Consider the following 25,645-nt stretch of genomic DNA (forward strand, 5'->3'; position numbering starts at 1 on the left):
CCGGTGGCTGGGAGCGCGTCGCCGGAGGTTGTGCTCGATCGGGACGGCGCGGCCCGGGGCCGCCCGGCGGTGCGGGGCGCTGCGGCGGGCCGGGCGCTTTCCCCGGCGGAGGCCCCGGAGGCCGGCCGGCGGGTACGGCCGGGGGCCGTGCGGTTCGGCCGGTCGGCGGACCGGTGGGCCCGGACGCCTCCGGCCTCGGGCGGGGTTCGGCACCCTGGCGCGCCGGTGGACCCGCCGGCCGGTCCGGCGGTGGTTGCGGCGGACCCGGCGAGGCGTGCCGGCCCGTTTCGCCCGGGCGGCGCCGGGCCGTACGTTCGCTGTCTACCCGATCGACCAGGTCCTGCACCGTCAGTGGTGCCTGGTCTGCCGGCGGCTCGGGTTGCCGTTGCCGCCGAGCCCCTCGTGCGTCGTCCATTTCGGGGGGCTCGGCCGTGGGATAGCGCTCCCACGGTGCGCGACCTCCGGACCGTGGTGAACGCCCGTTCCGATCGTCACCCACCAATGAACCTCGCTCTTTCGCAACTCGCTGCCGCCGCAGCCGTGCTCGAAAGGCTGTGGCGGGATTCCGCAATGATAACGATTTCGCCACTGAGAGCCACTCGGACATCTCGAGCGGGCGGGCGGTGCGGGTAACGCTGGAAAGTTGCCTGAGGCTATGTTTTCACGCGACGCGCGGCGGTTTCGGCTACCCGCGCTACGGCGTGTCGAGCCGGGTCAGCCCCCGCTGTGCATCACGTCGGCCGCGGTCGGCACGGTTCTGTCGTCCGGATCGTCGAGCCAGCCGTGCGGTAGCGCGACCTTACCCGGCGAGCCCTGCCGGCCACGCGGACCTTCGGCGTCCTCGGGGAAGGGGGCCGTGGGATCGAGCTGTGCGATCAGACCGTCGAGTTCGGCGAGGGAGGAGACCGTGGCGAAACCGCGGCGCAACTCGGCCCCGAGTGGAAAGCCCATGAAGTACCAGGCCATATGTTTGCGCAGGTCGCGCATGCCTTTGTCTTCGCCGTGGTGCTCTGCGAGCAATCCGGCGTGCCGAGCCAGGATCTTGCCGACCTCGCCGAGGTTCGGCGGGGTGGGAGCGGGTTCGCCGCGCAGGGCGGCACTCAGTTCGCCGAACAGCCAGGGCCGGCCCAGGCAGCCGCGGCCGACCACCACCCCGTCGCAACCGGTCTGCGCCATCATCGCGACGGCGTCACCGGCACTGAAGATATCCCCGTTCCCGAGCACCGGGATGGTGGTGACCGCTTCCTTGAGTCGTGCGATGGCAGACCAGTCCGCGGTGCCGGAGTAGCGCTGGGCGGCGGTGCGGGCATGCAGCGCGACCGCAGCGGCGCCTTCGGCCTCGGCGATCCGCCCGGTATCGAGATGGGTGTGGTGGTCGTCGTCGATGCCTATCCGGAATTTCATGGTCACCGGAACACCGGCCGGTTCGGCGGCCCGGACCATCTCGCGAACGATCGAGGCGAACAGGTTCCGCTTGTACGGCAGGGCGGCACCGCCGCCGAGCCGGGTCACCTTCGGCACCGGGCAGCCGAGGTTCATATCGATATGGTCGGCCCAGCCCTCGCCGACGATGATGCGCACAGCCTCGCCGAGGGTGGCCGGATCCACCCCGTACAACTGCATGGACCGCGGTGATTCGCCCTGGTCGAACGACATCATGTGCAGTGTTTTCTCGTTACGTTCCACCACGGCCCGGGCAGTGATCATCTCGCAGACATAGATTGCCGTCGGGCTGCCGAACTCCCGGCAGAGTTTCCGGAATGCCAGGTTCGTGATTCCCGCCATCGGGGCGAGTACCACCGGCGGGTCGACCGGGTAGGGGCCGATCCGCAAACCTGTCTCCTGTTCCAACTCTGCCTGCATGAGGATCTATTTTCCCTGCTGCGGGGTCCGGCGTCACTATCGGGTGTCTCACCGGCGCGCGCCCCTGCCGGTCGATTGCATCATGGCCACCGCTAGCCTCATGGAAAGTGAATCGCCCGGTGTTCACGGCCCGACCCGGGTCCGCGGCCACGACGGATCCGCGGTACGGCCTTATCTGCCGGCCGCCGGAGGCGATTCCGCCGAACCCTGCATCGCCCGTGACGAGGTCGCCGAATACCGCGGCTGCGACCTGCGGGAACGAACAGTTCCCGGTGGCGGCCACCGATAACCGAAAGTTTTCCCGCACAGCCCGGGCCGGCTCGACCGGGGGCGAACGAAAGAGGACGACAGAACCATGGCCGACCAGACCGAAGACCCCGGTAGCAAACCGAGCGCCGGCCCGGCCCCGACCGCTGATCCCCCGGGAAACAAGCCGGGCGGCCGGCGCGGTGCCGAACGGCCGGGCACCGTGTCGATCCAGGTATCCAGCCTGGTCCGTGGCGCATTGATCGCCGTGCTCGCGGTGGTGGCGATCGTGTTCGCCGTGCTGTATTTCACCGCGCGCGCCGATCTGGCCGAACGTGACGAACGTGCCGCCGACAACCGCCGTGCCGAACAACTGGCCACCGAATACGCGGTGGGCGCAGCCACGGTGAATTTCCAGGATCTCGACGCCTGGATCACCGCGTTGAAGAAGAACACCACCCCGCAGCTGGCCGGGAAGTTCGACGAAACGGCGCCGAAACTGGAGCAGATCCTGGTTCCGCTGCAATGGACGTCCACGGCGAGCCCCATCACCGCGAAGGTCATGTCCGATCAGGAAGGGACCTTCAAGGTGAACGTTTTCGTCAATGTGACCTCGACCAATGCACAGAACCCGGACGGCACCCGGACAACGGTCACCTACACCGTGACCCTGGACGAAAACGCCGGTTGGCAGATCACCGACGTCGGTGGAGTGGATGGTGCTCTACCCATGAACTGAGCGGCCCATGAATTGGGCGGCACCGCGAACTGATCGGCCCGGCCGGGTCGCAACGACGTAACCGCCGGGATGCTCCCGGCGGTTACGTCGTTGTCTTGCGATATGGGGGGATATGGGTGAGTGATCTCAGCTGCCGGTCGAGGCGAGAGCCTTTTCCCGCTTGGCGGCCTCGCGGGCGAGCATCCGGTCGCGCTGTTCTTCGAATTTGTCGACGTCCTTGGACAGTTTGTCCAGGAAAAGGCCCAGCCGCTCCCGGGTTTCCTCACCGCGGGCGGTGAAATCGGTACGGCCGAAGATATTCCACTTCTTGAGGACCGGCTGAACCACCTCTTCGAGGTGCTGGCGCAGATCGTAGATTCCGTGCTTGGCCATCAGGACGCCGTTACGCCGGAAATTGGGCATCCCCGCGCCCGGCATCTGGAAGTTCTCCAGAATCAGGGTGATCGCGTCGAGTGCCTGGTCCGGGCAGAGGTCCAGGGCCGCTCCGCACATATTGCGGTAGAAGATCATGTGCAGGTTCTCGTCGGCCGCGATGCGCTGCAGCATCCGGTCGGCAATGGCGTCGTCGCAGACCTTGCCGGTGTTGCGGTGGGAGACACGGGTGGCCAGTTCCTGGAAGGTCACGTAGGCGACCGAGTGCAGGAATCCGGCGTCGGCCTCGGCAGGGGAGGCGAAGCCGTTGGTCATATGGACCATCCGGGCCTGCTCCAGCGCCACCGGATCTACGCCGCGGGTGACCACAAGGTAGTCGCGCATAGCGATGCCGTGTCGGTTCTCCTCGGCGGTCCAGCGCCCGACCCAGGTCCCCCATGCGCCGTCCTGAGAGAAATTCTCGGCGATTTCCCGGTGGTAGGAAGGCAGGTTGTCCTCGGTGAGGAGGTTGGTGATCATGGCCGCCTTCGCGACCTCGCTGAGCTTGGATTGTTCGGGGTCCCAGTCCACACCGCCGAGCGCGGCGAAGTTTCGCCCCTCGTCCCACGGGACGTAGTCGTGCGGATGCCACTCTTTAGCCAAGGAGAGGTGCCGGTTGACGTTCTGCTCGGCAACCGGCTCCAACTCGGAGAGCAGCTCGAGTTGAGTCAGATCCCTTGCCATGTGATCAAGCCCTTCATATGTTGCGCGTTGGTGCGGGTCACCTGATGTAGACCGTTGCCGATGCGGCCATACCTTACGGCACCGTAGGTGTGATGCGAAACGCATCCAGCGGACACAGAGTGCACGGTGATGTACGGCGTCCGCCATCGGTCGTCACAGCGAGTGTATGACCCGAAGCTCGGTTATGGGCATATCGATGGCCTTCTCATTTGCGTTAGCGGGCGTGGGAAACGGCACATCGCGGGTCGCGGCGGGCGGTGGCCGATTTCGGTCACAGTGCCCTGGGGTGGAACCTGGGGGAAGTCACAGCGCCGCGGCGGGCTTCCGGGAACGGGAACGGGCTCCCGGCGACCATCGATGACCATCGGGAGCCCGAGCTGTGCCCCCACCAGGGCTCGAACCTGGGACCTGCGGATTAAAAGTCCGTAGCTCTACCAACTGAGCTATAGGGGCGCGGGCGATAGTGTACTGGGAAGACGGTGCGAGGACGTAATCGGGTGGATAAGCTGGTGCTTTGTGTCACTCGGTGTGGCCGCCCGAGGTGTTCCGGCACCGGTTGGCGTCATCTGCGGGTGTGGTGTCGGGCGAGGTAGCGCGGTTGTCCGGCCGGTTCGGGATTGCTCGGCGACCCGAAACCATACCACTGGGTATCGAAACACGGTACCTCTGGCATTGTTGATACAACGGGTAGCACGATACGATCCAAATATGTTGGATACCAATGCCTTTGGATCGGTAAAGGCAGAATTCTCGCAAAAGTGGGGTCCGGGGCCGAGTTTTCCGGAGTGTCGGCGGTCCGTGATCGCCCCTGGGCGAGGCGGTATGTACCGAGGGATGGGAGCGGCCGGCTGAACTCCGGTCCGAAACCTGCCTCGGCGGGAGAACATTCGGCGTTGCCCGGTTCGATTCGTTCCTCCGTTCGCGACCTGGCGGACCATGTTGCGTTCGCAAAATCCCGTTCGCGAAATCGTAGACGGCTCTATCGGTTTACCGCGTGTCGGTACCCGATTCCGAGTACCGTGACGATTCAGCGAATTCGGGGTGTCACTTGGGTCGACGCTGTGGGAGGCGGATCGGGGACGAGGAAGAGCGCAACGGAGTTGCCCGGATGCGCACCCCCTGCGGCGCACCCGGGCGTTCAAATTATACCAGCCGGTGTGTTTCTTCTTCGGGCTGGGTTCCGTACCGAAAGTTCTATACAGGTCATAAAACCGACCGAAGGTCGGATACAACAGGATACGTTCGCGACGTCGGCCCGCTCGTCGAAAGCAGCTGATCGGTCGCGGGCATTCCGCAGGTGGAAATTCCGGCGGATGCACAAGGCTTCGGAGGCGTTTCGAGCATGGCACGGCAGCAAGAGCGGGCCCGTCGGACAAGGGCGGCAATTATCCGGTCCGCCGCCGTTGAGTTCGGGAAGAGCGGCTATGCCGCGGCTTCGCTCAACCGTATTTTGGAAGGATCGCGAGCAACCAAGGGCGCCATGTACTTCCATTTCGACTCGAAAGAGGATCTGGCGCGGGCGGTACTCGAATCGGCCGTAGAACGCTACGGCCGCACCATCGATCGCTGGCTCATTCGTGCGGAACTGGGACCGCTCGATATTTTGCACGGGATCTTCGACGAGGTAGCGCTGCGCCTCGAACACGACATCATCGTGCAGGCCGAATTCCGTCTGGTCGTCGATCCGGGTTTCGGGCAGCAGGACGGCGGTGGTTGCCGGATGCTCTGCTCGACCATCCGAAAACTGGCCGTAGGAGCCGTCGATCAGGGACAGCTACGGCCGGATATCGATCTCGACCGTTTCACACGCACACTCGCCGGTGCGCTGATAGGTCAGCGGTATATCGTCGATGTCCACCGCGGCGGCCCGGATCTGCGTACCCGGTTCCGGGAGGTGCTGGAGGTCGTGGTGCAGGCGAGTTGCACGCCGGAATGGGCCGCGGAGTTCCAGGCGAACGGCTGGCGGGCGCACGCGCAGCTGGAGGAGCTCACTTCCCCGGTGTGACCAGCCGATTTGGGAATTGCACGCACCCTGACATAAGCTATGCGAGCTCCCAACGGACAGCCGTTGAAAAGCCGGTCCGGAGAGATCCGGGACGAGCCCCCTTCGTCTAGCGGCCTAGGACGCCGCCCTTTCAAGGCGGTAGCGCGGGTTCGAATCCCGTAGGGGGTACGACTTACGAGAGTAGGTTGCACAGAGCAAGGCCCTGTGGCGCAGTTGGTTAGCGCGCCGCCCTGTCACGGCGGAGGTCGCGGGTTCGAGTCCCGTCAGGGTCGCCCATGGATGTGCGGAGCAATCCGCCATCCATCGGATGGCATTCGTTCCGGGTGCCTGCGGCCAGGTAGCTCAGTTGGTACGAGCGTTCGCCTGAAAAGCGAAAGGTCGCCGGTTCGATCCCGGCCCTGGCCACAATTCACCCCCTGACCGCAATGGTCCGAGGGTTTTGTTCGTCCTGGCCCCGGAGGGATGGGATGCTGGGGTCATGGCCGAACGGTGGTACTACTGTTTGAAGCATCAGCGGGCCGAGCGCGGACGTCAGTGCTGGTTCCGCGACCGGATGGGTCCGTATCCGGACCGCGCCACCGCCGAGCGGGCGCTGGATATAGTGCGGCAGCGCAACGCCGCACAGGACGCGGCGGACCGGGAGTGGCGCGACGGGCGGTGACGCTGCCGGGTCACGATCGGCCGGTCCGGCCCGGGAAGCGGCCGGTATGACCGGTGCGCTGCAGCTGTGTGTCCGCGGTTGGGCTACCGTTCACGGGTAATACGTAGCGACGCCCGCGGCTCATGGTTCGGCCGCCGAGCGAGACCAGGGAGGGCGACCCTTGAGGGTTACCGTTGTTGTGCCGACCTACAACGAGCGGGACAATCTGCCGGTTGCGGTGGAACGGCTGACTGCGCTACCCGTGCCCGACCTGCACGTACTGGTAGTCGACGACAACTCCCCGGACGGTACCGGCGAGGTGGCCGACAAACTGGCCGTGGACCTGCCGAACGTCGTCTCGGTGCTGCACCGCACCGAGAAAGACGGCCTCGGGCGCGCCTATATCGCAGGGATCACCCAGGCGCTCGACGAAGGCGCCGATGTGGTGATCCAGATGGACGCGGACCTTTCCCATCCCGCCGAGGTGATCCCGGCCATGCTGGAACAGCTGAGCCGGCCCGGGATCGGCGTGGTACTGGGGTCGCGCTATGTGCCCGGCGGCTCGACCGCCGCGGAATGGAAGTGGTACCGCAAAGCTCTCTCGGCCTGGGCGAACTTCTACGTCAACGCCATCCTGCGGCTCGGCATCAAAGACGCCACCGCCGGTTTCAAGGCCTGGCACGCCGATACGCTGCGGGCGATCGATATCGAAACCATCCGCAGCAACGGCTATTCGTTCCAGGTGGAGATGAACTACCGGACCAAGAAGCAGGGCGCCGGAATCGCCGAGGTTCCGATCCGCTTCGAGGAGCGGACGCTGGGCGCATCCAAGATGAGCCTGTCGGTACAGCTGGAATCCGCGCTCATGCCCTGGAAGCTGCTGCTGGGCCGGTCGCTCTAGCCGGCGGTGGCAGGCCAGTCCCGGAGGGTATCGAGGTAGCGCTGCCGGACCGCAGCGACCTCCCGGCCCAGATCCCCGGGATCCCAGTCGCTGCTGTCGATCGGCGGCAGAATCGCGATATCGACGATGCCGGGGCGAGCGATCATGGAATCGCGCCGGCCGATATCGGCGGCATTGCGGATCACCACCGGTATGACGGGTACACCCGCCTGCGCGGCAATATGAAACGCTCCTTTCTTGAACTTGCCCGGTTGCGGCGTATAAGAGCGGGTTCCTTCCGGAGCGATCGCTATCGACAGCCCATCGCGCAGCGTGTGCACCACCGGTGCCAGCGAGGCCTTCGCGCGATCGGTGTTCGAACGGTCGATGAAGGTCACCCCCACGAACCGCATGAGTGGACCGAAAACCGGATGCCGGATGAGTTCTTTCTTCCCGACCCCGGTCACCCCCGCACCGAGGACCGCCGGAACGATGAGGACATCGAACTGGCTCTGGTGGTTGAACAGGAACACCGCCGGCCGCGGATTCCGGGCGTATTCGGCGCCGGTGACCCGCAGCCTGATCCCGCACAGCCGTAACGGCCAGCCGGTGCCGTAGCGCATCAATGCGTCGGCCATGGTGCGGCGGTCGCGGGTATATGCCTTGCTCAGCACTCCGAACAACGCGCCGCCGAGCAGCGCGGCGAAGCCGAGGACGGTGCGCAGCCGGTCGCCGGTGGTGGGGGCGGTCCGGGCGGCGACGACCGGCCTGATCCAGTCCTGGTCGGCCGCGGTGGCCGCGAGGGTGGTATCCGGTGCGATCGGGGCCGGGGTTCCCGCACTCGACAACAGCGGGAGATCGGTGGCGCTACCGGCGTAGACATAGGAACGCCGTAGGTCGATACCGTGGGCGCCGGCGAAATCGGCGACCATCGCAGCTTTGCCCGGGCCGTAGGGCAGCGGACCGTCGAACCCTCCGGTGAACCGGTCGCCGGTCACCGTGAGCCGGGCACCGAGGATATGGCCGATTTCCAGCGCCGCAGCCACGGGATGTAGCTGGTACTCGGTGACCGTGCCGGTCAGTACCACGGTGTGTCCGGCGGCGACATGTTCCCGTACCAGCCGCCAGGCCTCCGGATACACCCGGTCGTACCAGCCGCGTTTGAACACCCGCTCACCCTGCGCGGCCAATTCGCCGGGTGTTTTTCCGGCGGCGTGCCCGGCGAGCTGTTCGAGCAGCTCGGGCCCCGAACTGTCGCCGCTGTGGCGTAACTGCTCGAACAGGAGCCCGGCCGTCGCGGAATCGGGGGCACGGAACCGGCGGCCCGGCATGGTGCGCAGATCCGCGACCGCCGACAGGTCGAAAACCGCGCTGATACCCGCGCCGTGCGGACCCGAACGGATCGCCGTGACCATCGCGTCGAGCGCACCCGAGCCACCGGTCTCCGTGGTGGCGGGCCTGCTCATCGCGTCCGCCCTTCGGTGCGGTTGGACGGGTCGAGCGCGGCGGCCTGCGATATGCGGATCCCGATCGTGCGCAGCCGGTCGGCGAAATCGCGCCGCGCTTCGGCCAGCGCCGTCACGGATTTCTCCGAATCCGGGTCGGCGGCTTCGACCAGTCCGTGATTCGCGGCCAATTTCAGTGCACTCCCGAAAAGCTCGGTGGATACCGATTCCGTGCTGTGCAGGCGTTTCTGCAGCAGCATCTGTTTACCGACCGATACGCATTCGGCGATCAACTCCTTGTGGTCGATTTCGACGGTCGGTTCCCGATCGGCCAGCCGCTCGGCCACCACCAATTGCGCATCGAAGAAGGAACGCAGTACACGGTGGGCCATCATGAAACCGCTACCGGTGAGCGCCGCGAGGATTTCACTGCCCAGCGTATTGCGTGGACGGGTCCGCCAGGCGGGGTCCACCAGCAGCATTTCCGCGGTGATCCGCTCGGCGAATTCCATCCGGTCCGGAAAGAAGAATTCGAACTTGAGCAGATCCCGCAGCCGATACGCCTCCGCCCAGCCGATATCCAGGGCATCGGCGTCCGGTCCGACGGCTCCTGCCGCCGGCGCGTCGGGGGCCGCCTCGACCGCGGCCAGAATCGCCAGTTCCAGGATTGCCCGATCGACGAACCAATGGACCGCGCTGTTGCGGTAGAACGCGGCCTCGAGATGAGCGCCGGGTTCGATCGCGTACACCGGCTGGACCCCGCCGCGATAGATCGTGACCACCTTGGCGAGCGACAGCTGCTCCAGCACGGCGACCAGGCTGTGCTCGTCGCGTAATTTCGCGACCTCACCGCGGGGGAGATCGCGATCGGCGATGTAGTCCATGACCGGATTGAGGACTTCGCAGACCTCGGCCAGTGTCAGTGCGCGATCGTGCACGCCCAGCAGCGCCAGGGTGACCAGTGCGTTGGCGGTGATGGGGGTGACCGCGTTGATTCCGACAGCCACGTCGAAGGCGAGCCGTTGCACCGCGGAGCGTTCTCGTTCGCCGAGATGTTCGCCGAGAGTATCGGGTTCGGCGCGGGCCGGGCGCTCGCCGGTATCGGTACGGTGCAGCGGGATCGTAACCGGGGGTGCGGTGAGCGGATCGCCGTGTGTGGCCAGTCGGTCGCGCGCCGAGATCGGGTCGCCGAAGCGGACGTACACATGGCCGGCCGAATGCTGCTGGTTGCGTACATAGCGGGCGAGCCAGGCGATACCTTCGGGCTTCTTCCGGCCGCCCACCTGTTCGTCGGCGATGGCGCCGAGCTCGTTGAGCCGCTCGTAGGTGATCGAAACCGGTACCAGCAACGCGTCGGCGACCCGATCGCGGCGGATCGCCGCGGCCAGATAGTTCATCAGGCCGTAGCGTGGCGGCCGCAGTTTGCCGGTGCGGGTACGCCCGCCCTCGAAATACCACTCCAGGTTGAAGCGGCGGGCCAGCAGATATCCGAAGTATTCTTCGACCACCGCCTGGTAGACGGTATCGCCGGCAAAACTGCGCCGGATGAATATCGTGCCGGTGCGTCGCGCGATCGGGCCCATCGGCCAGAACCGCAGATTCGCCCCGCCGACGACGTGATTGGGCGGGAAATCATTGCGTGCCAGTACATCGCCCAGTACGAACGCATCCACATACGACCGGTGCGACGGCAGGAACACCAGCGGATACCGCCGGTTGAGATCGCGTAGCGCGGCCAGACCGGACTCGTCGCAGTCGACCTTCCAGGTCGATGCGTGCACCGGGCGCATGGCCTGGGTGAACAGGTCCGAAACGGTGCGGCTCTGTGCGGCGACCAGTTCGTTCAGAGCTTTTTCGGCGCGCCTCGCCACGTCCTGAGGGTCGGCGCCGGTTTCGTCGGCGATGCGTTCCAGCCGACGCAGGAACTCCGGCGAGTCCATGATCTCCTCGGCCACCAGCCGCGGCACCTTGTAGCGGTCGCCGATCACGGTGCGTTCCGCGCGTTCCAGCGCGACCACCGCGGCCCGGACGACCGCACGCGCGAAGGGTTCGGCACTGCCGGTCCGGTGCAATGCTGCCGCTTCCGGATGGTTCGCGCGTAACTGCGTGAGCCGGGCGCCAGCGCCGGTGAGTATCAGATGCCGGTCCGGGGCCCGGCCGACCAGTCGGCGTTGCGCGAGCCGGTTGGGGCGGCGCGGGTTGGTGAGCAGGGCGAGATCGCCGAAGGTCACCCGCCGGACGCCGTCGCGTTCGGGCGGCAGCCACAGCACCCGCACGGGCACCACCAGGGGATCGTCGGTGCGGCCGGTGAGCCGGCCGGCCACGGCAGCGGCATCCAGATCGAGCTGGGTGACGGGGGCGCGGACGCCGAGTTCGGCGGCCAGGCCGCCCTCGGCGATCCACCGGCCGATCAGCTCGCGTTCGGTACCCGAAGCCGAATCCACCAGCGCTACCACCGATTCCGGTGGATCGTCGGCCGGCGACGGTGCGCCGCCGAGGTTCTCGATCATGGTGTGGGATCCTCTGCGTCCGATCGGAGGGGCTCGCGGCTGTGCTGTCCGGGGCGGTCGGTGCGCGGCTCGTTCGCCGGGGAGCCGGTCGCCGGTGGCAGTGGAATTCGAAATTACTCCATGCGACCACTATGGACGGTTCGCGCGCCGTACGGGGCGGTTTGCCGGAGCTGTCGCAGGCTCTACTCCGCATTGCGTTGCTCGCCGTGGGTATCGGACAGGTGGTTGCGACAGGCCTCGTGGAGGACTGGGATTCGAAGTTGTGTGCGGCGCGTTCTGGTCCCTCAATAGGTTAGGCAACCCTATCTAATTTGGGAAGGGGGTGGGTCACTTTCGGGCGCGCCACGCGGTGCTCGCCACGGATACCGGCGGTCCGGCATATCCCTGCGCCGCACGCCGGGTATCCGGCGGCCGGGCGGATTAGACTCGCCCCATGAGTGGTTGGGGCGTCGGGGATATCCCCGATCAGCAGGACCGGACCGTGATCGTGACCGGCGCGAACAGCGGCTTGGGGGCGGTCGCCGCGCGTGCTCTGGCCGGCGCCGGGGCGGAAGTGATCCTGGCCTGCCGGAACGTGGACAAGGGGCAGGCCGTCGCAGCCGAGATCGGGGATCGCGCGCGGGTCCGGCGACTGGACCTGGCTGATCTCTCGTCGATTCGCGAGTTCGCGGCGGGGGTCGACGGTGCGGATGTCCTGATCAACAATGCCGGGGTGATGGCAGTACCGTTGCGTCGCACCGCCGACGGATTCGAAATGCAGATCGGCACCAACCATCTCGGCCATTTCGCGCTGACCGGCCTGCTGCTCGGCAAGATCAGCGAACGGATCGTCACCGTCTCCAGTGGGGCCCACACCATCGGCGCCATCGATATCGACGACCTCAACTGGGAGCGCCGCCCCTACAAGCGCTGGACCGCCTACGGTCAGTCCAAGCTGGCGAATCTGCTGTTCACCTTCGAACTCCAGCGCAGGCTCACCGCGGCCGGTTCGGCGAAACTGGCCGTCGCGGCGCATCCGGGTTACGCGGCCACCGGCCTGCAATCGCATACCGAATCCATTCTGGACAAGGTCATGACCCTCGGGAACAAACTCGCCGCTCAGAGCGCCGAAATGGGCGCACTACCGGAACTTTTCGCCGCCACCGCGCCGGTGGAACCCGGTGGCTACTACGGACCGACCGGGCTCGGGGGAACGCGTGGATACCCGGGGCCCTCCGGCTGTTCCCAGCGGGCGAAGGACGAGCTCACCGCCCGTTCTCTCTGGGATCTCTCGGAACGGCTCACCGGGGTGAAGTTCGACTTCACCGGCTGAGACGCCCGCCGCCTGGCGGAAAAGAAAATCAACGCGGAATGTCACACCTGGAGTGCGTGCATCGTCGACACCACGAGACCGCACCACGAAAGGAACTCGACATGGAACCCCGGATCGATCTCTTCGCCAACAAAGTCACCGCCGGCTTCAGCAAGCGCCTGGTCACGGCCGGGAAGGTGGTGGACGATTCCGGTCTGCCCAAAGCGGTCTACGAGCTGGTGAAGATCCGGGCGAGCCAGATCAACGGCTGCTCGTTCTGCGTGGATATGCACACGAAGGACGCCGCCCACGCCGGTGAATCCCAGGTCCGGATCAACTTGGTCGCCGCCTGGCGGGAAGCCACGGTGTTCACTGAACCCGAACGGGCCGCATTGGAACTCACCGAGGCGGCTACCCGGCTGGCCGACGGCGGCGGGATCGGTGAGGACACCTGGCAGCGGGTGCGCAAACACTACGACGACGAGCAGATCGGCGGGCTGATCGCTGCCATCGCCACGATCAACGCCTGGAACCGGATCAACGCCATTGCTCACACTCCGGCCGGTAGTTACGAGCCCGGGCAGTTCTGAGGCACTCCGGGGCGGAATTGTGTTGAGTGTCACTTTCTCTCACCCGATTCTGCCCCGGGCCGACCTCCGCGGTTCACCGCCTGGTAGCCTCGCACATCGTGCAGCGCGTGTATTTCTGGTTTAGCAAGCCGGCCCGGGGCGGGTCGGTCTGCGGCAACCACGCGCGCTGACCAATACACCCCGAGCCGGATGACGACCGGCTCGACGGGGATTTCTTTTCCGTGGGTCGGCCTGAACGAGAAGGACACCACCCACGATGACCATCGCAGTCGATATCGATGCCGACCACAGCGATCTGGACGATCAGCGAACCCTCAGTGTGAGCCCGCTGCGTTCCCCCGCGGAAGTGCGCCGCGTCCACGCCATCACCGATGCACACGCCGCCACGGTGCGCGCCGGCCGCCGCGGCACCGTCGACGTGCTGAACGGCGCGGACGACCGCCTCATGGTGATCGTCGGGCCGTGCTCGGTACATGACCCCGCGGCCGCCCTGGACTACGCCCGCCGGCTCGCTGCCGTGCAGGAAACCCTGTCCGACCGGCTGCACCTGGTCATGCGGGTGTACTTCGAGAAGCCGCGGACAACCCTCGGCTGGAAGGGACTGATCAACGATCCCCACCTCAACGGCAGCTTCGACGTCAACACCGGGTTGGGGATCGGCCGCCAGTTACTGCTCGATATCACCGCCATGGGCTTACCGGTGGCCTGCGAGTTCCTCGACCCCATCACCCCGCAGTACATCTCCGACCTGGTGACCTACGGCGCCATCGGCGCGCGCACCGCAGCCAGCCAGGTACACCGGCAGCTGAGCAGCGCGCTGTCCATGCCGGTCGGTATCAAGAACGGCACCGACGGTGACGTGCAGGTCGCGGTGGACGGGGTGCGGGCGGCCGCGGCCAGCCACGTCTTCCCCGGTACCGATCTGGACGGCCGGTCCGCGCTCATCCAGACCGCCGGAAACGAGGATTGCCATGTGATCCTGCGCGGCGGCTCCAACGGCACCAACTACGACGCCGCCTCGGTCGCCGACGCGTGCGCTCGGCTGGAGAAGTCCGGGCTGGCGCAGCGGATCGTGGTCGACGCGAGCCACGGCAACAGCAACAAGGACCACAAACGCCAGCCGATCGTGGTCGCCGATATCGCCGAGCGGATGGCCGCGGGTGAACGAAGTGTGGTCGGTGTGATGCTGGAGAGCTTCCTCGTCGAAGGCCGCCAGGATCTGACGCTCGGCCGGGCCGGCGACCTCACCTATGGTCAGTCGATCACCGACGCCTGCATGGACTGGGACACCACCGCCGCCCAGCTGGACCGGCTGGCCGAAGCGGTCCGCGAGCGCCGGGCAGGCTGAGTAGCCGGCCACTCTGCCGCGCCGCCGCGGGCCGGCACCTGGTCCGTGGGCGCGGTGGGTCGCGGGGGGCCGGTCGGGTACCGCGGTCGGTGAGTGGTCAGGTCACGCCGGCAGATCCCCGAGGTGTTCGCGGTTTCCGCGTCGCGTCCAGATAATCGCCCGATCCTGCGAGGTGGCCCCGCTCGGCGGCAACCTCGATGTTTCCGATGCGTTCGGAGTGGGAGTTCAGACCTCGACGGGCCATCCGCCGGCCGGGCCGGGCGGATCGGTGTTCAAGCGGGCGGCCACCCAGTGGTCGCGGCGGGTACCGCGATGATCGCTGCCCAGCCGGGCCAGTCCTTCGTACCGGAACCCGTGTTTGCGTGCGACCGCGGCCGAGGCATGGTTGCCGACGAAGGCCCGCCAGTGGATACGGATCAGTCCCATACCCGCCGGATCGAAGCCGAAGTCGCAGGTGAGTGCGACCGCCCGGGAAATGATCCCTTTCCTGCGGTATTCCGGATGGAGCCAGAACCCGATTTCTGCGGCGGTTTCGTCGCGCGGGCGGGTGCCCAGACTCACGGTGCCGACCAAACGGCCCCGCTCGGCGGTTCGGACGGCCCAGATCGGGCTGTGCGCCGCCCATCCGTCCGCGACCGTTGTACCGATGAAATCCTCGGCATCGGCACGGCCGTAGGGCCACGGGATCGTCACCCATTCGGCGATCGCCGGATCCTGACAGGCCTCGGCGACGGCGTCGATATCGTCGGCGATCGGCCGGTCGAGCCACACCGTGCCGTCGGTCAGCGTCTGTTCCTCCACCGGCCGATTTTCGCATCGTGGCAGTCCGCGCGGCATCCGGTTTTCCGGGTGCGGCGCGTACGCGATGTCCGGCTCTCCGTAGAATTCGAGCGGTGGTAGCCGCGCTTCTCGCCGACCAGTTCGAATCACATCGCGGGCATCTGCTGGCGGTGGCCTACCGGATGACCGGCAGCGTATCGGATGCCGAGGACGCGGTGCAGGAGAGCTGGCTACGCCTGGCCGGGGCCTCGCAATCCCAGATCGAGGATCTGCGGGCCTGGCTGACCACGGTGGTTTCCCGGCTCTGCCTGGACCGCCTGCGCAGCGCCGCGGTCCGGCGGGAAAGCTACGTGGGGCAGTGGCTGCCGGAACCGGTGGTGACACCGGTGGCCGGGGCAGGCGCCGCCGATCCACTGGCAACGGTGGTGCTGCGGCAGGAATTCCGGCTGGCGGCACTTGTGGTGCTCGATCAGCTCACGCCGCCGCAGCGGGTCGCGTTCGTACTGCACGAAGGGCTGGGGGTGCCCTACGGCGAGATTGCCTCGATCCTGGATATCACCGCCGAGGCGGCGCGGCAGTTGGCGGCGCGCGCACGGAAGGCGGTCCGGGAACAGACACCGCAACCTGCCGCAGACGGGGAGCACGAGGCCGCGGTGCAGAAGCTGCTGGTCGCGCTGAATACCGGCGATGCGCAGGCCGTGGCGGCCGTTCTGCATCCGGACACGGTGATGATCGGCGATTCCGGCGGTACCACGCCGACCGCGCGCAATGTGATCGTCGGCCCGGACAGGGTGGCCCGCCTGTTCTTCGGTCTCATCCGCCGCTACGGCCTGGACAGGGCAGGCGAGGACTTCCTGGCGACCGGGGTGGAATTCGTCCGGGTCAACGGCCAGCTGGGCGCGCTAGTCCGGGCTCACCCGGGCGACGGCACCCACCCCGGTTTCCCGGCGCGGGTAATGGGTTTCACCGTTGTGGACGGTCGCGTCCAGGGCACCTACGATATCGCCAACCCGGCGAAACTCACGGGGGTCCGGGTGCGCTGATCGTCCGCTCGCCGAGGCGATGAGCCGTTGCCCGAACTCCCGCGCCGGCGATCACCGAGGTCGGATGCTGCCGCCGGAACGGCGCATACGACCCGGCGAGGTTCGGTTCAGGCGGGTACCGGCCGGGTCCGGTCGGTGAGCAGCAGTGCTGCCATACCGCCCAGTACCGTGCCCATCAACAGTCGCTGCACCCGCAACCACAGCCGCCGGCCTGTCAGGAAACGGCTCACCGTAGCGGCCGTGCACACGATGAGCGCGTTCACCGCCAGCGCCACCGCGATCTGCACCCCACCCAGGCACAGGCTCTGCAACCACACCGGACCGGCCGCCGGTGCGACGAACTGCGGGATCAACGCCAGGTACATCACCGCGATCTTCGGATTGAGCAGATTGGTCACCAGGCCCATGGTGAACAGGCGGCCCGGCCGGTCGCGAGGGAGGTCGGCGGGCGCGAACACCGACGTACCGCCCGGCCGCAGCGTCTGCCACGCCAGCCACAGCAGATAACCGGCGCCGGCGATCTTCAGCGCCGTATACAGCTCGGGGACCAGCACGAATACCGCCGTGATCCCGGTGGCGGCAGCAGTGAGGTACACCGCGAACCCTGCGGCCACTCCGGCCAGAGAGATCAGGCCGGCGGCGCGCCCCTGCGATATCGTGCGCGAGACCAGGTACATCATGTTCGGGCCGGGTGTGAGCACCAACCCGAGTGCCGCCACCGCGACACCGGCCACCGCCGAGATTTCGATCATGCAGTGATACTTGCGACGATATGTGGCCTTGTCTCGGTCCAGTCGGTGCCTACTGGCCGGGCGGGGTCGCATCTGCTCCCGATCGGAGGTCCGGATGCGCCGCGCCGCCGAGGCTCCGAGTCCGGCCACGCGGCCGATCACGGCTTCGACGCCGCGGCTGATTCGGCGCTGGACACCCGGACACGGACCGGCGCGACGATACGGTGACAATGCACGCCTCTCGCCCGGTCGCGGGTGTACGGGCTCGACCGGCGGTTACGGGGGTGTTTGCCGGGCGGGCGCGGAGCCGGTGGGATTGCCGGTCGTGCCCGGCCCCGGCGCGCTGTCGGCTTCCTCACCCGGCGTTGTCGGTGGCTTCGGGGACAATGGGCAGAAGTCGAGGTGAGGAGGGCCCCGTGGCGGATGGGCCACTGATCGTACAAAGCGACAAAACGGTGCTGCTGGAGGTCGATCACGAGCTCGCGGGTGTGGCGCGGCAGGCGATTGCCCCGTTCGCCGAACTGGAGCGCGCGCCCGAGCATGTGCACACCTATCGCATCACCCCGCTGGCCCTGTGGAACGCGCGCGCCGCGGGGCATGACGCGGAGCAGGTGGTGGATGCACTGGTCAGCCACTCCCGGTACCCGGTTCCGCAGCCGCTGCTGGTCGATATCGTCGATACGATGGCCCGTTACGGGCGGTTGCAGCTGGTCAAACATCCCGCGCACGGGCTCACTCTGGTGAGCCTGGATTCGGCGGTGCTGGCCGAGGTGCTCCGGCACAAGAAGATCGCCCCGATGCTCGGCGACCGTCTCGACGACGACACGGTGGTCGTGCATCCCTCCGAACGCGGGCATATCAAACAGCAGTTGCTCAAGATCGGGTGGCCGGCGGAGGACCTGGCCGGCTACGTCGACGGTGAGGCCCATGCCATCGATCTCGACTATCACGGCGACGGCTGGCACTTACGCGACTACCAGGAGATGGCCGCCGATTCTTTCTGGGCCGGTGGGTCCGGCGTGGTGGTGCTGCCCTGCGGTGCCGGGAAGACCATGGTCGGCGCGGCCGCCATGGCCCGGGCCAAGGCCACCACCCTGATCCTGGTCACCAATACCGTCGCGGGCCGGCAGTGGCGGCGCGAACTGCTGGCGCGGACCTCGCTCACCGATGAGGAGATCGGCGAGTACTCGGGCGAACGCAAGGAGATCCGGCCGGTCACCATCGCCACCTACCAAGTGATCACCCGTAAATCGAAGGGCGAGTACAAGCATCTCGAACTCTTCGACAGCCGTGATTGGGGTCTGGTGATCTACGACGAGGTTCATCTGCTGCCCGCCCCGGTGTTCCGGATGACGGCCGATCTGCAGTCGCGGCGCCGGCTCGGCCTCACCGCGACACTGGTCCGCGAGGACGGCCGCGAAGGCGACGTGTTCTCGCTGATCGGGCCGAAACGCTATGACGCGCCGTGGAAGGATATCGAGGCCCAGGGCTGGATTGCGCCGGCCGAATGTATCGAGGTGCGAGTCACCTTGACCGATGCCGAGCGGATGTCCTACGCCACTGCCGAACCGGAGGAGCGCTACAAATTGTGCTCCACCGCGCACACCAAGATCGCGGTGGTGAAATCCGTCCTCGATCGGCATCGTGACGCCCCCACACTGGTGATCGGTGCCTATCTGGATCAGCTCGACGAACTGGGTGCCGCCCTGGACGCCCCGGTGATCCAAGGGTCCACGAAGAACAAGGAACGCGAGGCGTTGTTCGAGGCGTTCCGCCTCGGGGAGATTCCGGTTCTCGTGGTGAGCAAGGTGGCGAACTTCTCCATCGATCTCCCGGAAGCCTCGGTGGCCGTGCAGGTTTCGGGGACATTCGGCTCCCGCCAGGAGGAAGCCCAGCGGCTGGGCCGGTTGCTGCGGCCCAAACAGGACGGCGGTCAGGCGCATTTCTACTCCGTCGTGGCACGCGACACGCTGGACGCGGACTATGCCGCGCACCGGCAACGTTTCCTCGCCGAACAGGGATATGCCTATCGGATAACCGATGCCGATGATCTGCTGGGGCCTGCGTTCGGGCCGAACGACCAGTAAGGTCCCGCGGATTCGACCGACTGCGTAAGGAGTGGCGAAGTGCGGCACTTCGACTTCACAGTGGATCGCCGGCATGTGCAGGCGGTCAACGAAGTGTTCGCGAGACGCCGCCGGCTGCGCCTGGCGGCGCTGATCGCGGCACTGGTCTGCGCGACCGCCACCGCGTACCTGGTGCGGTTGGGTCACGCCTGGTCCTATCCCCTGGCACTGGCCTGCGCGCTGGGCGCCGCGACAGCGCTGTGGGTCGCACTATGGGCGCCGCGCCGCACCGGTATCGCCCGGCTCTACGCCGACGGTGAGTTGATCCCGGCCGTCGTCTCCGGTTTCCACTCCCGCGGGGCGGTATTGCTCGCGCTGGTCAATGTGGCACGTCGTGATACCGGCGAATCCCGGTACGCGCTGGTCACCAAGAAGGTGCGCCGGCTACCCGGGCACCGGTTCGCGCCGGGCGAGCGAGTACCGGCGATCGCGGTCCACGGCGACCGGGCCGCACGCACGATCGGCGAACGCTGGCTACCGGTCGACACCATGCCGATCGCCTGGGGAACCCCGGACGGCGCCGTGATCGAGCGGGCCGGCGCGGCAATCGACGAGATCGAATGGCGGCTGCTCGCCGATAATCTCACGCTGGCCGATCGGGTACAGCACAGTTCCACCAAACGCCTCCTGCTCGACCCGGGGCAGTTACCGGAGGGGCTCGGCGCCTGATCCGCCGCGGGTTACGCTCGTACGCGCCGTATTCGGCGAAACCGGCAGCGCGCCGGGCCGCATGCGTCTATCGGGTGGGATCTGCGACTAACGTCGTCGAACGGGGATGTCGCTGTGATCACGCCGAACCACGGAAGGTGGAACCGCATGAAACTCACCCGCTGGCTGATCGCCGGGGTGGTCGTGCTGTCGAGTCTGTCTCCGACACCCGCGGTAGGGCATGCCCAATCCGCGAACCTGGCCGGTGCGGACGGACTGGGCGATCCGTACTTTCCGCAGGATGGCAACGGCGGGTACGATGTCGGGCACTACGAGGTCACACTGGGGTATGATCCGGTCGGCCACCAGCTCACGGGATCCACGCGTATCGATGCACATGCCACCCAGCCGCTCACCGCATTCAACCTCGACTTCGACGGGCCACCGGTAAGCGCGGTCCGGGTGAACAATATGCCCGCCGGTTTCGTCCGGCAGGACCCGCACGAGCTGGTCGTCACCCCGGCGCTGCCGCTGCTGCCGGGACTGCCCTTCACCGTCACCGTCGAGTACGCGGGTGTCGCCGCCGATACCGCCGGTGAAGGCTGGACCTACGCCCCGACCGGTGGCGCTTTTGCGGCGGGACAACCCCATTCGGCTGCTACCTGGTACCCGCTCAACGATTCCCCTCGTGACAAGGCCACCTTCACCCTGCACGCCACCGTCCCGGCGGAATGGGAGGTGATGTCCGGTGGTGCCCGGGTGCGCGACGAGGTGCGTGATGGATTCCGCACGGTGAGTTGGGAACAGCGGCATCCGGTGATCGGCTATCTCACGACCGTCGCCATCGACCGATTCGAATATCTGGAGCAGCGGCGCGCGAACGGTACGCCACTGCTGAGTGCCTTCGCGCCCGGCGCCGAGCAACTGCGCGCACACGAGCAGCGGCTGCCGGAAGTGCTCGATTTCACCGAAAGTCTCTACGGTCCTTATCCGTTCGACAACGCGGGCGGTATCTATCTGTCCGCCCCGCTACCGTTCTCGCTGGAAACGCAGACCCGGCCCGTCTACGCCGACTGGGCCGACCTGAACACGGTGGTGCACGAGGTGGCCCATCAGTGGTGGGGTGATTCTGTCTCGGTGTACAGCTGGTCCGATATCTGCCTGAACGAATGCCTCGCCAGCTATACCGCCGACTATCTGTGGCCGGAGCGGATGGAGGGCGTCGATGTGGACGCCGAATATCGGGAAACGATCCGAAAGGTGATGGACAAGCCCAAGTTCTGGGCGGTGCCGCTGCAGGACCCGGGGCCGGAGAAGATGTTTACCTCGGTGTACTACCGTGGCCCGTTGTTCCTGCACGCCCTGCGTAAACAGCTGGGCGATGCGGTGTTCTTCGGGGCTCTACGGGAATTCGTGAGCGCCCATGCCTACGGGCACGGTTCGATGCCGGAATTCCGTGCTTTCATGCAGTCGAAATCGCCGGTCGACCTGACCGGTTTCTTCGATGCCTGGCTGCACGGCACCACCCCACCGCCGGACCAGTTCCTGTATCCGGGTGGTCTGCGTGGCTGAGCAGCCACGGCTATTCGAGCAGTGCGACCGACGAGATCCGGTGCAGCGTGAATTGCCGGACAGCGCCGGTGACCGCGTCCAGCGCTTCGAGCTGCCCGTTGCCGACCCGCACCGGTTCGACCACCCGTTGGATCGCGGTGCCTTTCGCGTCGACGTAGCCGATATGCACCTGCCGATGCACCCGCGCGGCGAGTTGTAACAGGGCCAGGGCAGCGGCCGTGCTGGTGCGACTGCCGTCGCTGCGCACTGTTTTCCCGGATGTCGCACCTGCGGCGCGCTCACCGGCCCGCAGTTCGGTGACCAGGAGTTCCAATTGTTCCGTGGTGGGGGGCGCGGGGCGGTACGGCTGCCGCGCCAGGGGACGCACATTGATCCGGGCCCCGCGTTGCCGCAGATCGACTATCGCGCCGGAGGAATCCTCGCCGGCGGGCGCGAACCCGGCCGAGCGGAGTTCCTCGAACAGTTCGCCCAATGGTGCCTGGGAGATCGCGACCGTCGGTGCGATCCCGCGTAGCGCCAGCGTATCCGCCACCGGGGAAGCGAGTACCTGGGCCAGCAGCGCGGGATCTTCACTGCGGACGAACGATTGCGCCATCCCGGCGCGTAACCGCCCGTGGCGGCGTGCCACATCGTCGATGAGGTAGGTCAGTGTCTGCGGCACAGGTGTGCGGGAATGCCGCTCGAACAGGTGGTGCAGTTCCGCGGCGGTGAGTCCCGCATCGAGTGCCCGGCGCAGTGAGGTTTCGGACAATCGGTAGACCGTTGCGGCGCCCGCCGATTCCACATCGGCAACCAGGGCGATGCGTTGCTGTAGTTCGGCGGTGAGCGGCCCGGGTGCCACCACCGTGAGGTCCGCCTGGACCAGCACATGATCGACGGGGTCGGGCAGCGCCGCCTCGAGTGCGGCTTCGGCGGCCGATAGCGGCTCGATGAGCAGAGCACGTCCCGCGGCGGTGAGCGCGCCGCGGCCGACGAGGCCGAGCGCGGCCGCTTCGCGCAGGGTGTTGTCCACGACCTGCCCTTTGTAGAGTCGTCGCCGCCGGGGTGCGCGCCAGGCCAGCAGCCGGCCGATATCTGCGGGGGCCATCGCTGTACCCGGGGGTTGTTCGGCGAGGGCTTCGAGAACGGTCCGGCGTTCCCGGACCGCGTAGGGCACCCGTAGTTCGTGTGCGAGCGCCGCCAGCGGTTTATCGGCCGCATCGCGCAGGCCGATCATCCAGGGGTAGCGGTCCAGTTCCAGCCAGCTGTGGGCCAGCGGTACCCAGCGGCGGGCAGGCGGGGCCTCCAGCCACGAATCGGCGGCGGGTGTGGGTGCCCAGAATTCGTCGGCATCGGCCTCCGGCGGCGGATCGGGAAAACCCTTCTCGATCAATTTCGCCGCCGCCAGCAATTCCACCAGCAACCCTGCGCGTGATTCCTCGATACCGGCGGCACGGGCGATCCGGCGTATTTCCCGCACCCCGAGGCCACCGGCGCGCAGCGCGGGGGCGGGTGCCTGACCCAGCACTTCCACAATCGCGGCGCAATGCCGCAGGAGTTCGCCGACCTCACCGGCGCCCACACCGTCCACTTCGGTGAGGGCATGCACGGTGACCACCGGTTCAGGTGGGGTGAGGCGGCGCGGATCGGTGACCGGTTCGCCTCGCAGCAACTGGCCGACCGCGGGCGGCAGCTCCACTGTCTCGTCGTCGATCCGCCGTAGCAGGCGGCGCTCCAGCAGCCGGGGAACCGGGCGGTCGGCCGGGGCGTCGGGTGCCGCATCGCGGGTGCGTCCCCGCGGGCCGGTTTCGGCCAGTTTGTCCAGCAGAGCCCGTTCGGCGGGCGGCAGGCCGGCGAGCGTTGCGGCGATTTCCTGCTCGTCCGGGGTATCGGTATCGGTTCCGCTACCCAGCGGCCACGGCAGAGCCTCGGCGACGGCGGGTACGAGCCGGACCCGGTCGCCGGAGAACCAGAGCAAGGCCCGGTCGGCCAGTTCGGTGAGCGCCGCGTCCACTGTCGCGGCCTTCGCGCGGCCGCGCAGCGCGCGTTTCAACTCCGTACGTGTCGGTGGCTCGTTACCGGCCGAGGTGTGTACGGCCAGCGCCTCCACTATCCCGAAGGCCGCTGTGTCCAGATCGTCGGCGGCCCGCAGCACCGAGGCGCGCTGTTCGGCGCGGGTGGCGAGCACCGCCATCGAAGCGGGCAGCGGTACCGCGAGATCGGGTCGCCGTTCGAGCAGCGCCACCAGTTGGGCATCGGAACGGCCGCCGAGCCAGGCGGTATACGAGTCTGGGCCGGTCATCCGGTCCAGATTAGGCCTATCCGTGCTGTCGGCGGCGACCTGTGTGCCGGAACAGGGGCAAAGCGCGCGATACCCGGCCCGTCGACGGCGGTTGTCGTGCGAGGCTGCGGGGCAGACATGCCAGAATGAGTGCGTGGTGAACAAATCGAAGAAACCCTACGTCGACAACGGCTGGCCCGAAGTGGCCGACGGTGAGCACGCCGTGACCGAACTGTCGGCGACGCGTGCCGGTAACCTCTCGCCGTTCGGCGAGGACACCGAATTCCCGGTGGCTGCCGAGCAGCTGCCGTACGTGCACCCGCATACGGTGATCAACCGCTGAGCGGGCGGAACGAAAGAACCCCGTATCCGAAACTTCGGATACGGGGTTCTTTCGTAGCAGGGGGTTGTGCCGCTCAGTTCGGCAGCAGGCCCTTGTTGGACTCGTAGAAGCCCAGCAGTGCGGGATCGAGCTGGGGGGTGCCGGCCTTGACCGCTTCGAACAGGTCCAGCGCGGGCTGGGGGACCTGAACACCCTGCGCCTGGACAGTGGCGAGGGCGCGATCGACCGCGGTGTAGACCTCCTGGGTCTGCGTCTGGGCCGGGGCCTGGGCCTGCTGCGGGGCAGCGGGGGCGGCCGGTGTGCTCTGGTTCTGGGTCTGCACGGCCGGGGTATCGGAGGGCACTTCGCGCGGGGTCGAGCCGCTGCTCAGGCCCAGCGAGGAGGAGCAGGAGGGCCAGGCGCCCCAGCCCTGTGAGGCGAGGACCTTTTCTGCCACGGCGATCTGCTGTTCGCGGCTGGCCTGGTTGGCGGTCGGTGCGTACTCTCCGCCGCCGTGTGCCTGCCAGGTGCTCTGCGAGAACTGCAGTCCGCCGTGATAGCCGTTGCCGGTGTTGATGCCCCAGTTTCCACCGGCTTCGCACTGCGCGAGTCGATCCCAGTCGGAGTCGGGTGCCGCGCTGGCGTTACCGGCGAGGGCTGCACCCGCACCGCTCATCATGGCGCCGGTGACGGCAACCTTGGCGACAGTGCGACCGGTATTGGTGGGCTTGCGATGGCGTCCACTCATTCGGGTTCGTCTTCCTCTCGTACGCACCTGCGAGGGATTCGCTCGGGTCCAGGCTGAGAGGGTGCCCGTCCCGCCCTCGCCCCTGTCGTTTCCTTGGGGTCCGGTACCCGCGGGGCGAGGTTCGGTGCGGCGGGCCGGTGGGCCGGAGTGCCCGGCTGGGATAGACGGTACGACGGATCCGGCGAAAAATCACTTTTTGGTAACCGGCGTGTGCGGCAGGGTTGCGGAGTGGTCACAACTGGCTCTCGGAGACTCTGTGCAGCTAGTGGGCTCGCGCCGCGGGGTGTCAACTCCCCGCAATAGGCGTTATTATTCCGTTATGTGATTATCATCACATAACGGTTTCGGGGGGCGATCCGCCCGGGTACCGCATGGAAGTCACTTGGCTCGCCGACCGGACAACAGCGCGAATGTCAGCGCGAGCAGGAAGCCCAGCGGGGTCAGGACCATGGCGCCCAGGTACAACCACAATCCGGGCCTGCCTTCGGTGAAGATCGGCGTGAGGAAGATCGCCACGATCGCGAGCAGTCCGAGGGTGAACAGGCCCAGCGCCAACCGCAGGAGCCAGTTGCCGGGGGCACGCCCGGGCGGTGGGGTGGACGGCCGGGGATCAGCGGGGTTGGTCACCTGTCGACGGTAAAACTGATGTGCTGGCGTCCTGCCCACCGGGGTAGACTCGGGGGCGATCTCGCGTCCTGCATGCTTGCGGGGCGCGTTTTTCGAGTGCAGGCAGAGCTTTCGAGAGAAGGCCAGGACCCGCCCA

The 25,645-nt window shown here is 67.1% G+C and carries 21 protein-coding genes and 4 tRNA genes; 15 read left to right on the plus strand and 10 right to left on the minus strand.

The window, feature by feature from the left end; all coding sequences use genetic code 11:
- Positions 1-714 precede the first annotated feature (714 nt).
- Positions 715-1,863 (minus strand): tRNA dihydrouridine synthase DusB, encoded by a 1,149-nt coding sequence (gene dusB / locus NFL01S_RS06625; protein WP_062972584.1) that lies wholly within the window; start codon positions 1,861-1,863, stop codon positions 715-717.
- Positions 1,864-2,218: 355 nt separating this feature from the next.
- Between dusB and NFL01S_RS06635 the strand changes: the two genes are divergently transcribed.
- Entirely contained in the window at positions 2,219-2,848 is a 630-nt protein-coding gene (locus NFL01S_RS06635; RefSeq protein ID WP_157116306.1) for a hypothetical protein, read from the plus strand.
- Positions 2,849-2,974: 126 nt separating this feature from the next.
- Here the strand turns inward: NFL01S_RS06635 and NFL01S_RS06640 are convergent, their stop codons facing one another.
- Positions 2,975-3,943, minus strand: coding sequence for an acyl-ACP desaturase (locus tag NFL01S_RS06640; protein ID WP_062972587.1), 969 nt, complete (start codon positions 3,941-3,943; stop codon positions 2,975-2,977).
- A 380-nt stretch (positions 3,944-4,323) separates the two neighbouring features.
- A tRNA-Lys gene (locus tag NFL01S_RS06645) sits at positions 4,324-4,396 on the minus strand.
- A gap of 889 nt (positions 4,397-5,285) precedes the next feature.
- Here NFL01S_RS06645 and NFL01S_RS06650 point away from each other — a divergent pair.
- The 6 genes from NFL01S_RS06650 (at position 5,286) to NFL01S_RS06675 (ending at position 7,489) form a co-directional block, all read left to right on the plus strand.
- The gene (locus tag NFL01S_RS06650) at positions 5,286-5,948 is read left to right on the plus strand and encodes a TetR family transcriptional regulator (RefSeq protein WP_062972781.1); all 663 of its coding nucleotides are present in this window, start codon (positions 5,286-5,288) and stop codon (positions 5,946-5,948) included.
- Between the two features lie 95 nt (positions 5,949-6,043).
- Positions 6,044-6,116: transfer RNA gene (locus tag NFL01S_RS06655), tRNA-Glu, on the plus strand.
- 30 nt (positions 6,117-6,146) lie between these two features.
- A tRNA-Asp gene (locus NFL01S_RS06660) sits at positions 6,147-6,220 on the plus strand.
- 59 nt (positions 6,221-6,279) lie between these two features.
- Positions 6,280-6,353 (plus strand) — tRNA-Phe (locus NFL01S_RS06665).
- Positions 6,354-6,426: 73 nt separating this feature from the next.
- Complete coding sequence (locus NFL01S_RS06670; protein ID WP_062972589.1) at positions 6,427-6,609, plus strand: hypothetical protein; 183 nt, start codon at positions 6,427-6,429, stop codon at positions 6,607-6,609.
- A 160-nt stretch (positions 6,610-6,769) separates the two neighbouring features.
- Complete coding sequence (locus tag NFL01S_RS06675; protein ID WP_210745201.1) at positions 6,770-7,489, plus strand: polyprenol monophosphomannose synthase; 720 nt, start codon at positions 6,770-6,772, stop codon at positions 7,487-7,489.
- On the opposite strand, the gene NFL01S_RS06680 is transcribed toward NFL01S_RS06675, so the two are convergent.
- The gene (locus tag NFL01S_RS06680) at positions 7,486-8,934 is read right to left on the minus strand and encodes a 1-acylglycerol-3-phosphate O-acyltransferase (RefSeq protein WP_062972593.1); all 1,449 of its coding nucleotides are present in this window, start codon (positions 8,932-8,934) and stop codon (positions 7,486-7,488) included. The two genes, NFL01S_RS06675 and NFL01S_RS06680, sit on opposite strands and share 4 nt — an antisense overlap.
- Entirely contained in the window at positions 8,931-11,423 is a 2,493-nt protein-coding gene (locus NFL01S_RS06685) for a glycerol-3-phosphate 1-O-acyltransferase (protein WP_062972595.1), read from the minus strand. Before NFL01S_RS06685 ends, NFL01S_RS06680 begins: the two co-directional genes overlap by 4 nt.
- 433 nt (positions 11,424-11,856) lie before the next feature.
- Between NFL01S_RS06685 and NFL01S_RS06690 the strand changes: the two genes are divergently transcribed.
- From NFL01S_RS06690 to NFL01S_RS06700, 3 genes are all read left to right on the plus strand, one after another.
- On the plus strand, positions 11,857-12,735 hold the full coding sequence (locus NFL01S_RS06690; protein ID WP_062972598.1) for an oxidoreductase: 879 nt from the start codon (positions 11,857-11,859) through the stop codon (positions 12,733-12,735).
- A 101-nt stretch (positions 12,736-12,836) separates the two neighbouring features.
- Positions 12,837-13,304 carry a carboxymuconolactone decarboxylase family protein gene (locus NFL01S_RS06695; RefSeq protein ID WP_062972600.1) on the plus strand — a complete coding sequence of 156 codons (468 nt, stop codon included), beginning with the start codon at positions 12,837-12,839 and terminating at the stop codon, positions 13,302-13,304.
- Between the two features lie 256 nt (positions 13,305-13,560).
- Positions 13,561-14,652 (plus strand): 3-deoxy-7-phosphoheptulonate synthase, encoded by a 1,092-nt coding sequence (locus tag NFL01S_RS06700; RefSeq protein WP_062972602.1) that lies wholly within the window; start codon positions 13,561-13,563, stop codon positions 14,650-14,652.
- Between the two features lie 225 nt (positions 14,653-14,877).
- Here NFL01S_RS06700 and NFL01S_RS06705 read toward each other — a convergent pair whose 3' ends face one another.
- Positions 14,878-15,453 (minus strand): GNAT family N-acetyltransferase, encoded by a 576-nt coding sequence (locus tag NFL01S_RS06705; protein WP_062972604.1) that lies wholly within the window; start codon positions 15,451-15,453, stop codon positions 14,878-14,880.
- A gap of 92 nt (positions 15,454-15,545) precedes the next feature.
- On the opposite strand from NFL01S_RS06705, the gene sigJ reads away from it, so the two are divergent.
- On the plus strand, positions 15,546-16,475 hold the full coding sequence (gene sigJ, locus NFL01S_RS06710) for an RNA polymerase sigma factor SigJ (RefSeq protein WP_084492470.1): 930 nt from the start codon (positions 15,546-15,548) through the stop codon (positions 16,473-16,475).
- 107 nt (positions 16,476-16,582) lie between these two features.
- On the opposite strand, the gene NFL01S_RS06715 is transcribed toward sigJ, so the two are convergent.
- Complete coding sequence (locus NFL01S_RS06715; protein ID WP_062972606.1) at positions 16,583-17,227, minus strand: LysE family translocator; 645 nt, start codon at positions 17,225-17,227, stop codon at positions 16,583-16,585.
- A gap of 395 nt (positions 17,228-17,622) precedes the next feature.
- Here NFL01S_RS06715 and NFL01S_RS06720 point away from each other — a divergent pair, with 395 nt between their 5' ends.
- The 3 genes from NFL01S_RS06720 (at position 17,623) to NFL01S_RS06730 (ending at position 21,552) form a co-directional block, all read left to right on the plus strand.
- Positions 17,623-19,293, plus strand: coding sequence for a DNA repair helicase XPB (locus NFL01S_RS06720; protein ID WP_062972608.1), 1,671 nt, complete (start codon positions 17,623-17,625; stop codon positions 19,291-19,293).
- Between the two features lie 39 nt (positions 19,294-19,332).
- Positions 19,333-20,001, plus strand: coding sequence for a DUF3239 domain-containing protein (locus NFL01S_RS06725; RefSeq protein WP_062972609.1), 669 nt, complete (start codon positions 19,333-19,335; stop codon positions 19,999-20,001).
- 147 nt (positions 20,002-20,148) lie between these two features.
- Positions 20,149-21,552, plus strand: coding sequence for a M1 family metallopeptidase (locus tag NFL01S_RS06730; protein ID WP_062972611.1), 1,404 nt, complete (start codon positions 20,149-20,151; stop codon positions 21,550-21,552).
- A 10-nt stretch (positions 21,553-21,562) separates the two neighbouring features.
- Here NFL01S_RS06730 and NFL01S_RS06735 read toward each other — a convergent pair whose 3' ends face one another.
- Positions 21,563-23,833 (minus strand): helicase-associated domain-containing protein, encoded by a 2,271-nt coding sequence (locus tag NFL01S_RS06735; protein ID WP_062972613.1) that lies wholly within the window; start codon positions 23,831-23,833, stop codon positions 21,563-21,565.
- A gap of 133 nt (positions 23,834-23,966) precedes the next feature.
- On the opposite strand from NFL01S_RS06735, the gene NFL01S_RS06740 reads away from it, so the two are divergent.
- Entirely contained in the window at positions 23,967-24,155 is a 189-nt protein-coding gene (locus NFL01S_RS06740; RefSeq protein WP_062972615.1) for a hypothetical protein, read from the plus strand.
- A 73-nt stretch (positions 24,156-24,228) separates the two neighbouring features.
- On the opposite strand, the gene NFL01S_RS06745 is transcribed toward NFL01S_RS06740, so the two are convergent.
- Both NFL01S_RS06745 and NFL01S_RS06750 read right to left on the minus strand, forming a co-directional pair.
- Positions 24,229-24,882, minus strand: a complete 654-nt coding sequence (locus tag NFL01S_RS06745; protein WP_062972617.1) for a transglycosylase family protein — start codon at positions 24,880-24,882, stop codon at positions 24,229-24,231.
- A gap of 378 nt (positions 24,883-25,260) precedes the next feature.
- Positions 25,261-25,509 carry a hypothetical protein gene (locus NFL01S_RS06750; protein WP_062972619.1) on the minus strand — a complete coding sequence of 83 codons (249 nt, stop codon included), beginning with the start codon at positions 25,507-25,509 and terminating at the stop codon, positions 25,261-25,263.
- Positions 25,510-25,645: the final 136 nt, after the last annotated feature.

Source organism: Nocardia flavorosea NBRC 108225, from assembly GCF_001613385.1.
Taxonomy (GTDB): Bacteria; Actinomycetota; Actinomycetes; order Mycobacteriales; family Mycobacteriaceae; genus Nocardia; species Nocardia flavorosea.

Coding starts and splice junctions, on each gene's coding strand:
- NFL01S_RS06715 (WP_062972606.1), bottom strand. CDS start 17,227: ATGATCGAAATCTCGGCGGTGGCCGGTGTCGCGGTGGCGGCACTCGGG.
- NFL01S_RS06680 (WP_062972593.1), bottom strand. CDS start 8,934: ATGAGCAGGCCCGCCACCACGGAGACCGGTGGCTCGGGTGCGCTCGAC.
- NFL01S_RS06685 (WP_062972595.1), bottom strand. CDS start 11,423: ATGATCGAGAACCTCGGCGGCGCACCGTCGCCGGCCGACGATCCACCG.
- NFL01S_RS06745 (WP_062972617.1), bottom strand. CDS start 24,882: ATGAGTGGACGCCATCGCAAGCCCACCAATACCGGTCGCACTGTCGCC.
- NFL01S_RS06700 (WP_062972602.1), top strand. CDS start 13,561: ATGACCATCGCAGTCGATATCGATGCCGACCACAGCGATCTGGACGAT.
- NFL01S_RS06735 (WP_062972613.1), bottom strand. CDS start 23,833: ATGACCGGCCCAGACTCGTATACCGCCTGGCTCGGCGGCCGTTCCGAT.
- NFL01S_RS06650 (WP_062972781.1), top strand. CDS start 5,286: ATGGCACGGCAGCAAGAGCGGGCCCGTCGGACAAGGGCGGCAATTATC.
- NFL01S_RS06670 (WP_062972589.1), top strand. CDS start 6,427: ATGGCCGAACGGTGGTACTACTGTTTGAAGCATCAGCGGGCCGAGCGC.
- NFL01S_RS06690 (WP_062972598.1), top strand. CDS start 11,857: ATGAGTGGTTGGGGCGTCGGGGATATCCCCGATCAGCAGGACCGGACC.
- NFL01S_RS06635 (WP_157116306.1), top strand. CDS start 2,219: ATGGCCGACCAGACCGAAGACCCCGGTAGCAAACCGAGCGCCGGCCCG.
- NFL01S_RS06730 (WP_062972611.1), top strand. CDS start 20,149: ATGAAACTCACCCGCTGGCTGATCGCCGGGGTGGTCGTGCTGTCGAGT.
- NFL01S_RS06640 (WP_062972587.1), bottom strand. CDS start 3,943: ATGGCAAGGGATCTGACTCAACTCGAGCTGCTCTCCGAGTTGGAGCCG.
- dusB (WP_062972584.1), bottom strand. CDS start 1,863: ATGCAGGCAGAGTTGGAACAGGAGACAGGTTTGCGGATCGGCCCCTAC.
- NFL01S_RS06695 (WP_062972600.1), top strand. CDS start 12,837: ATGGAACCCCGGATCGATCTCTTCGCCAACAAAGTCACCGCCGGCTTC.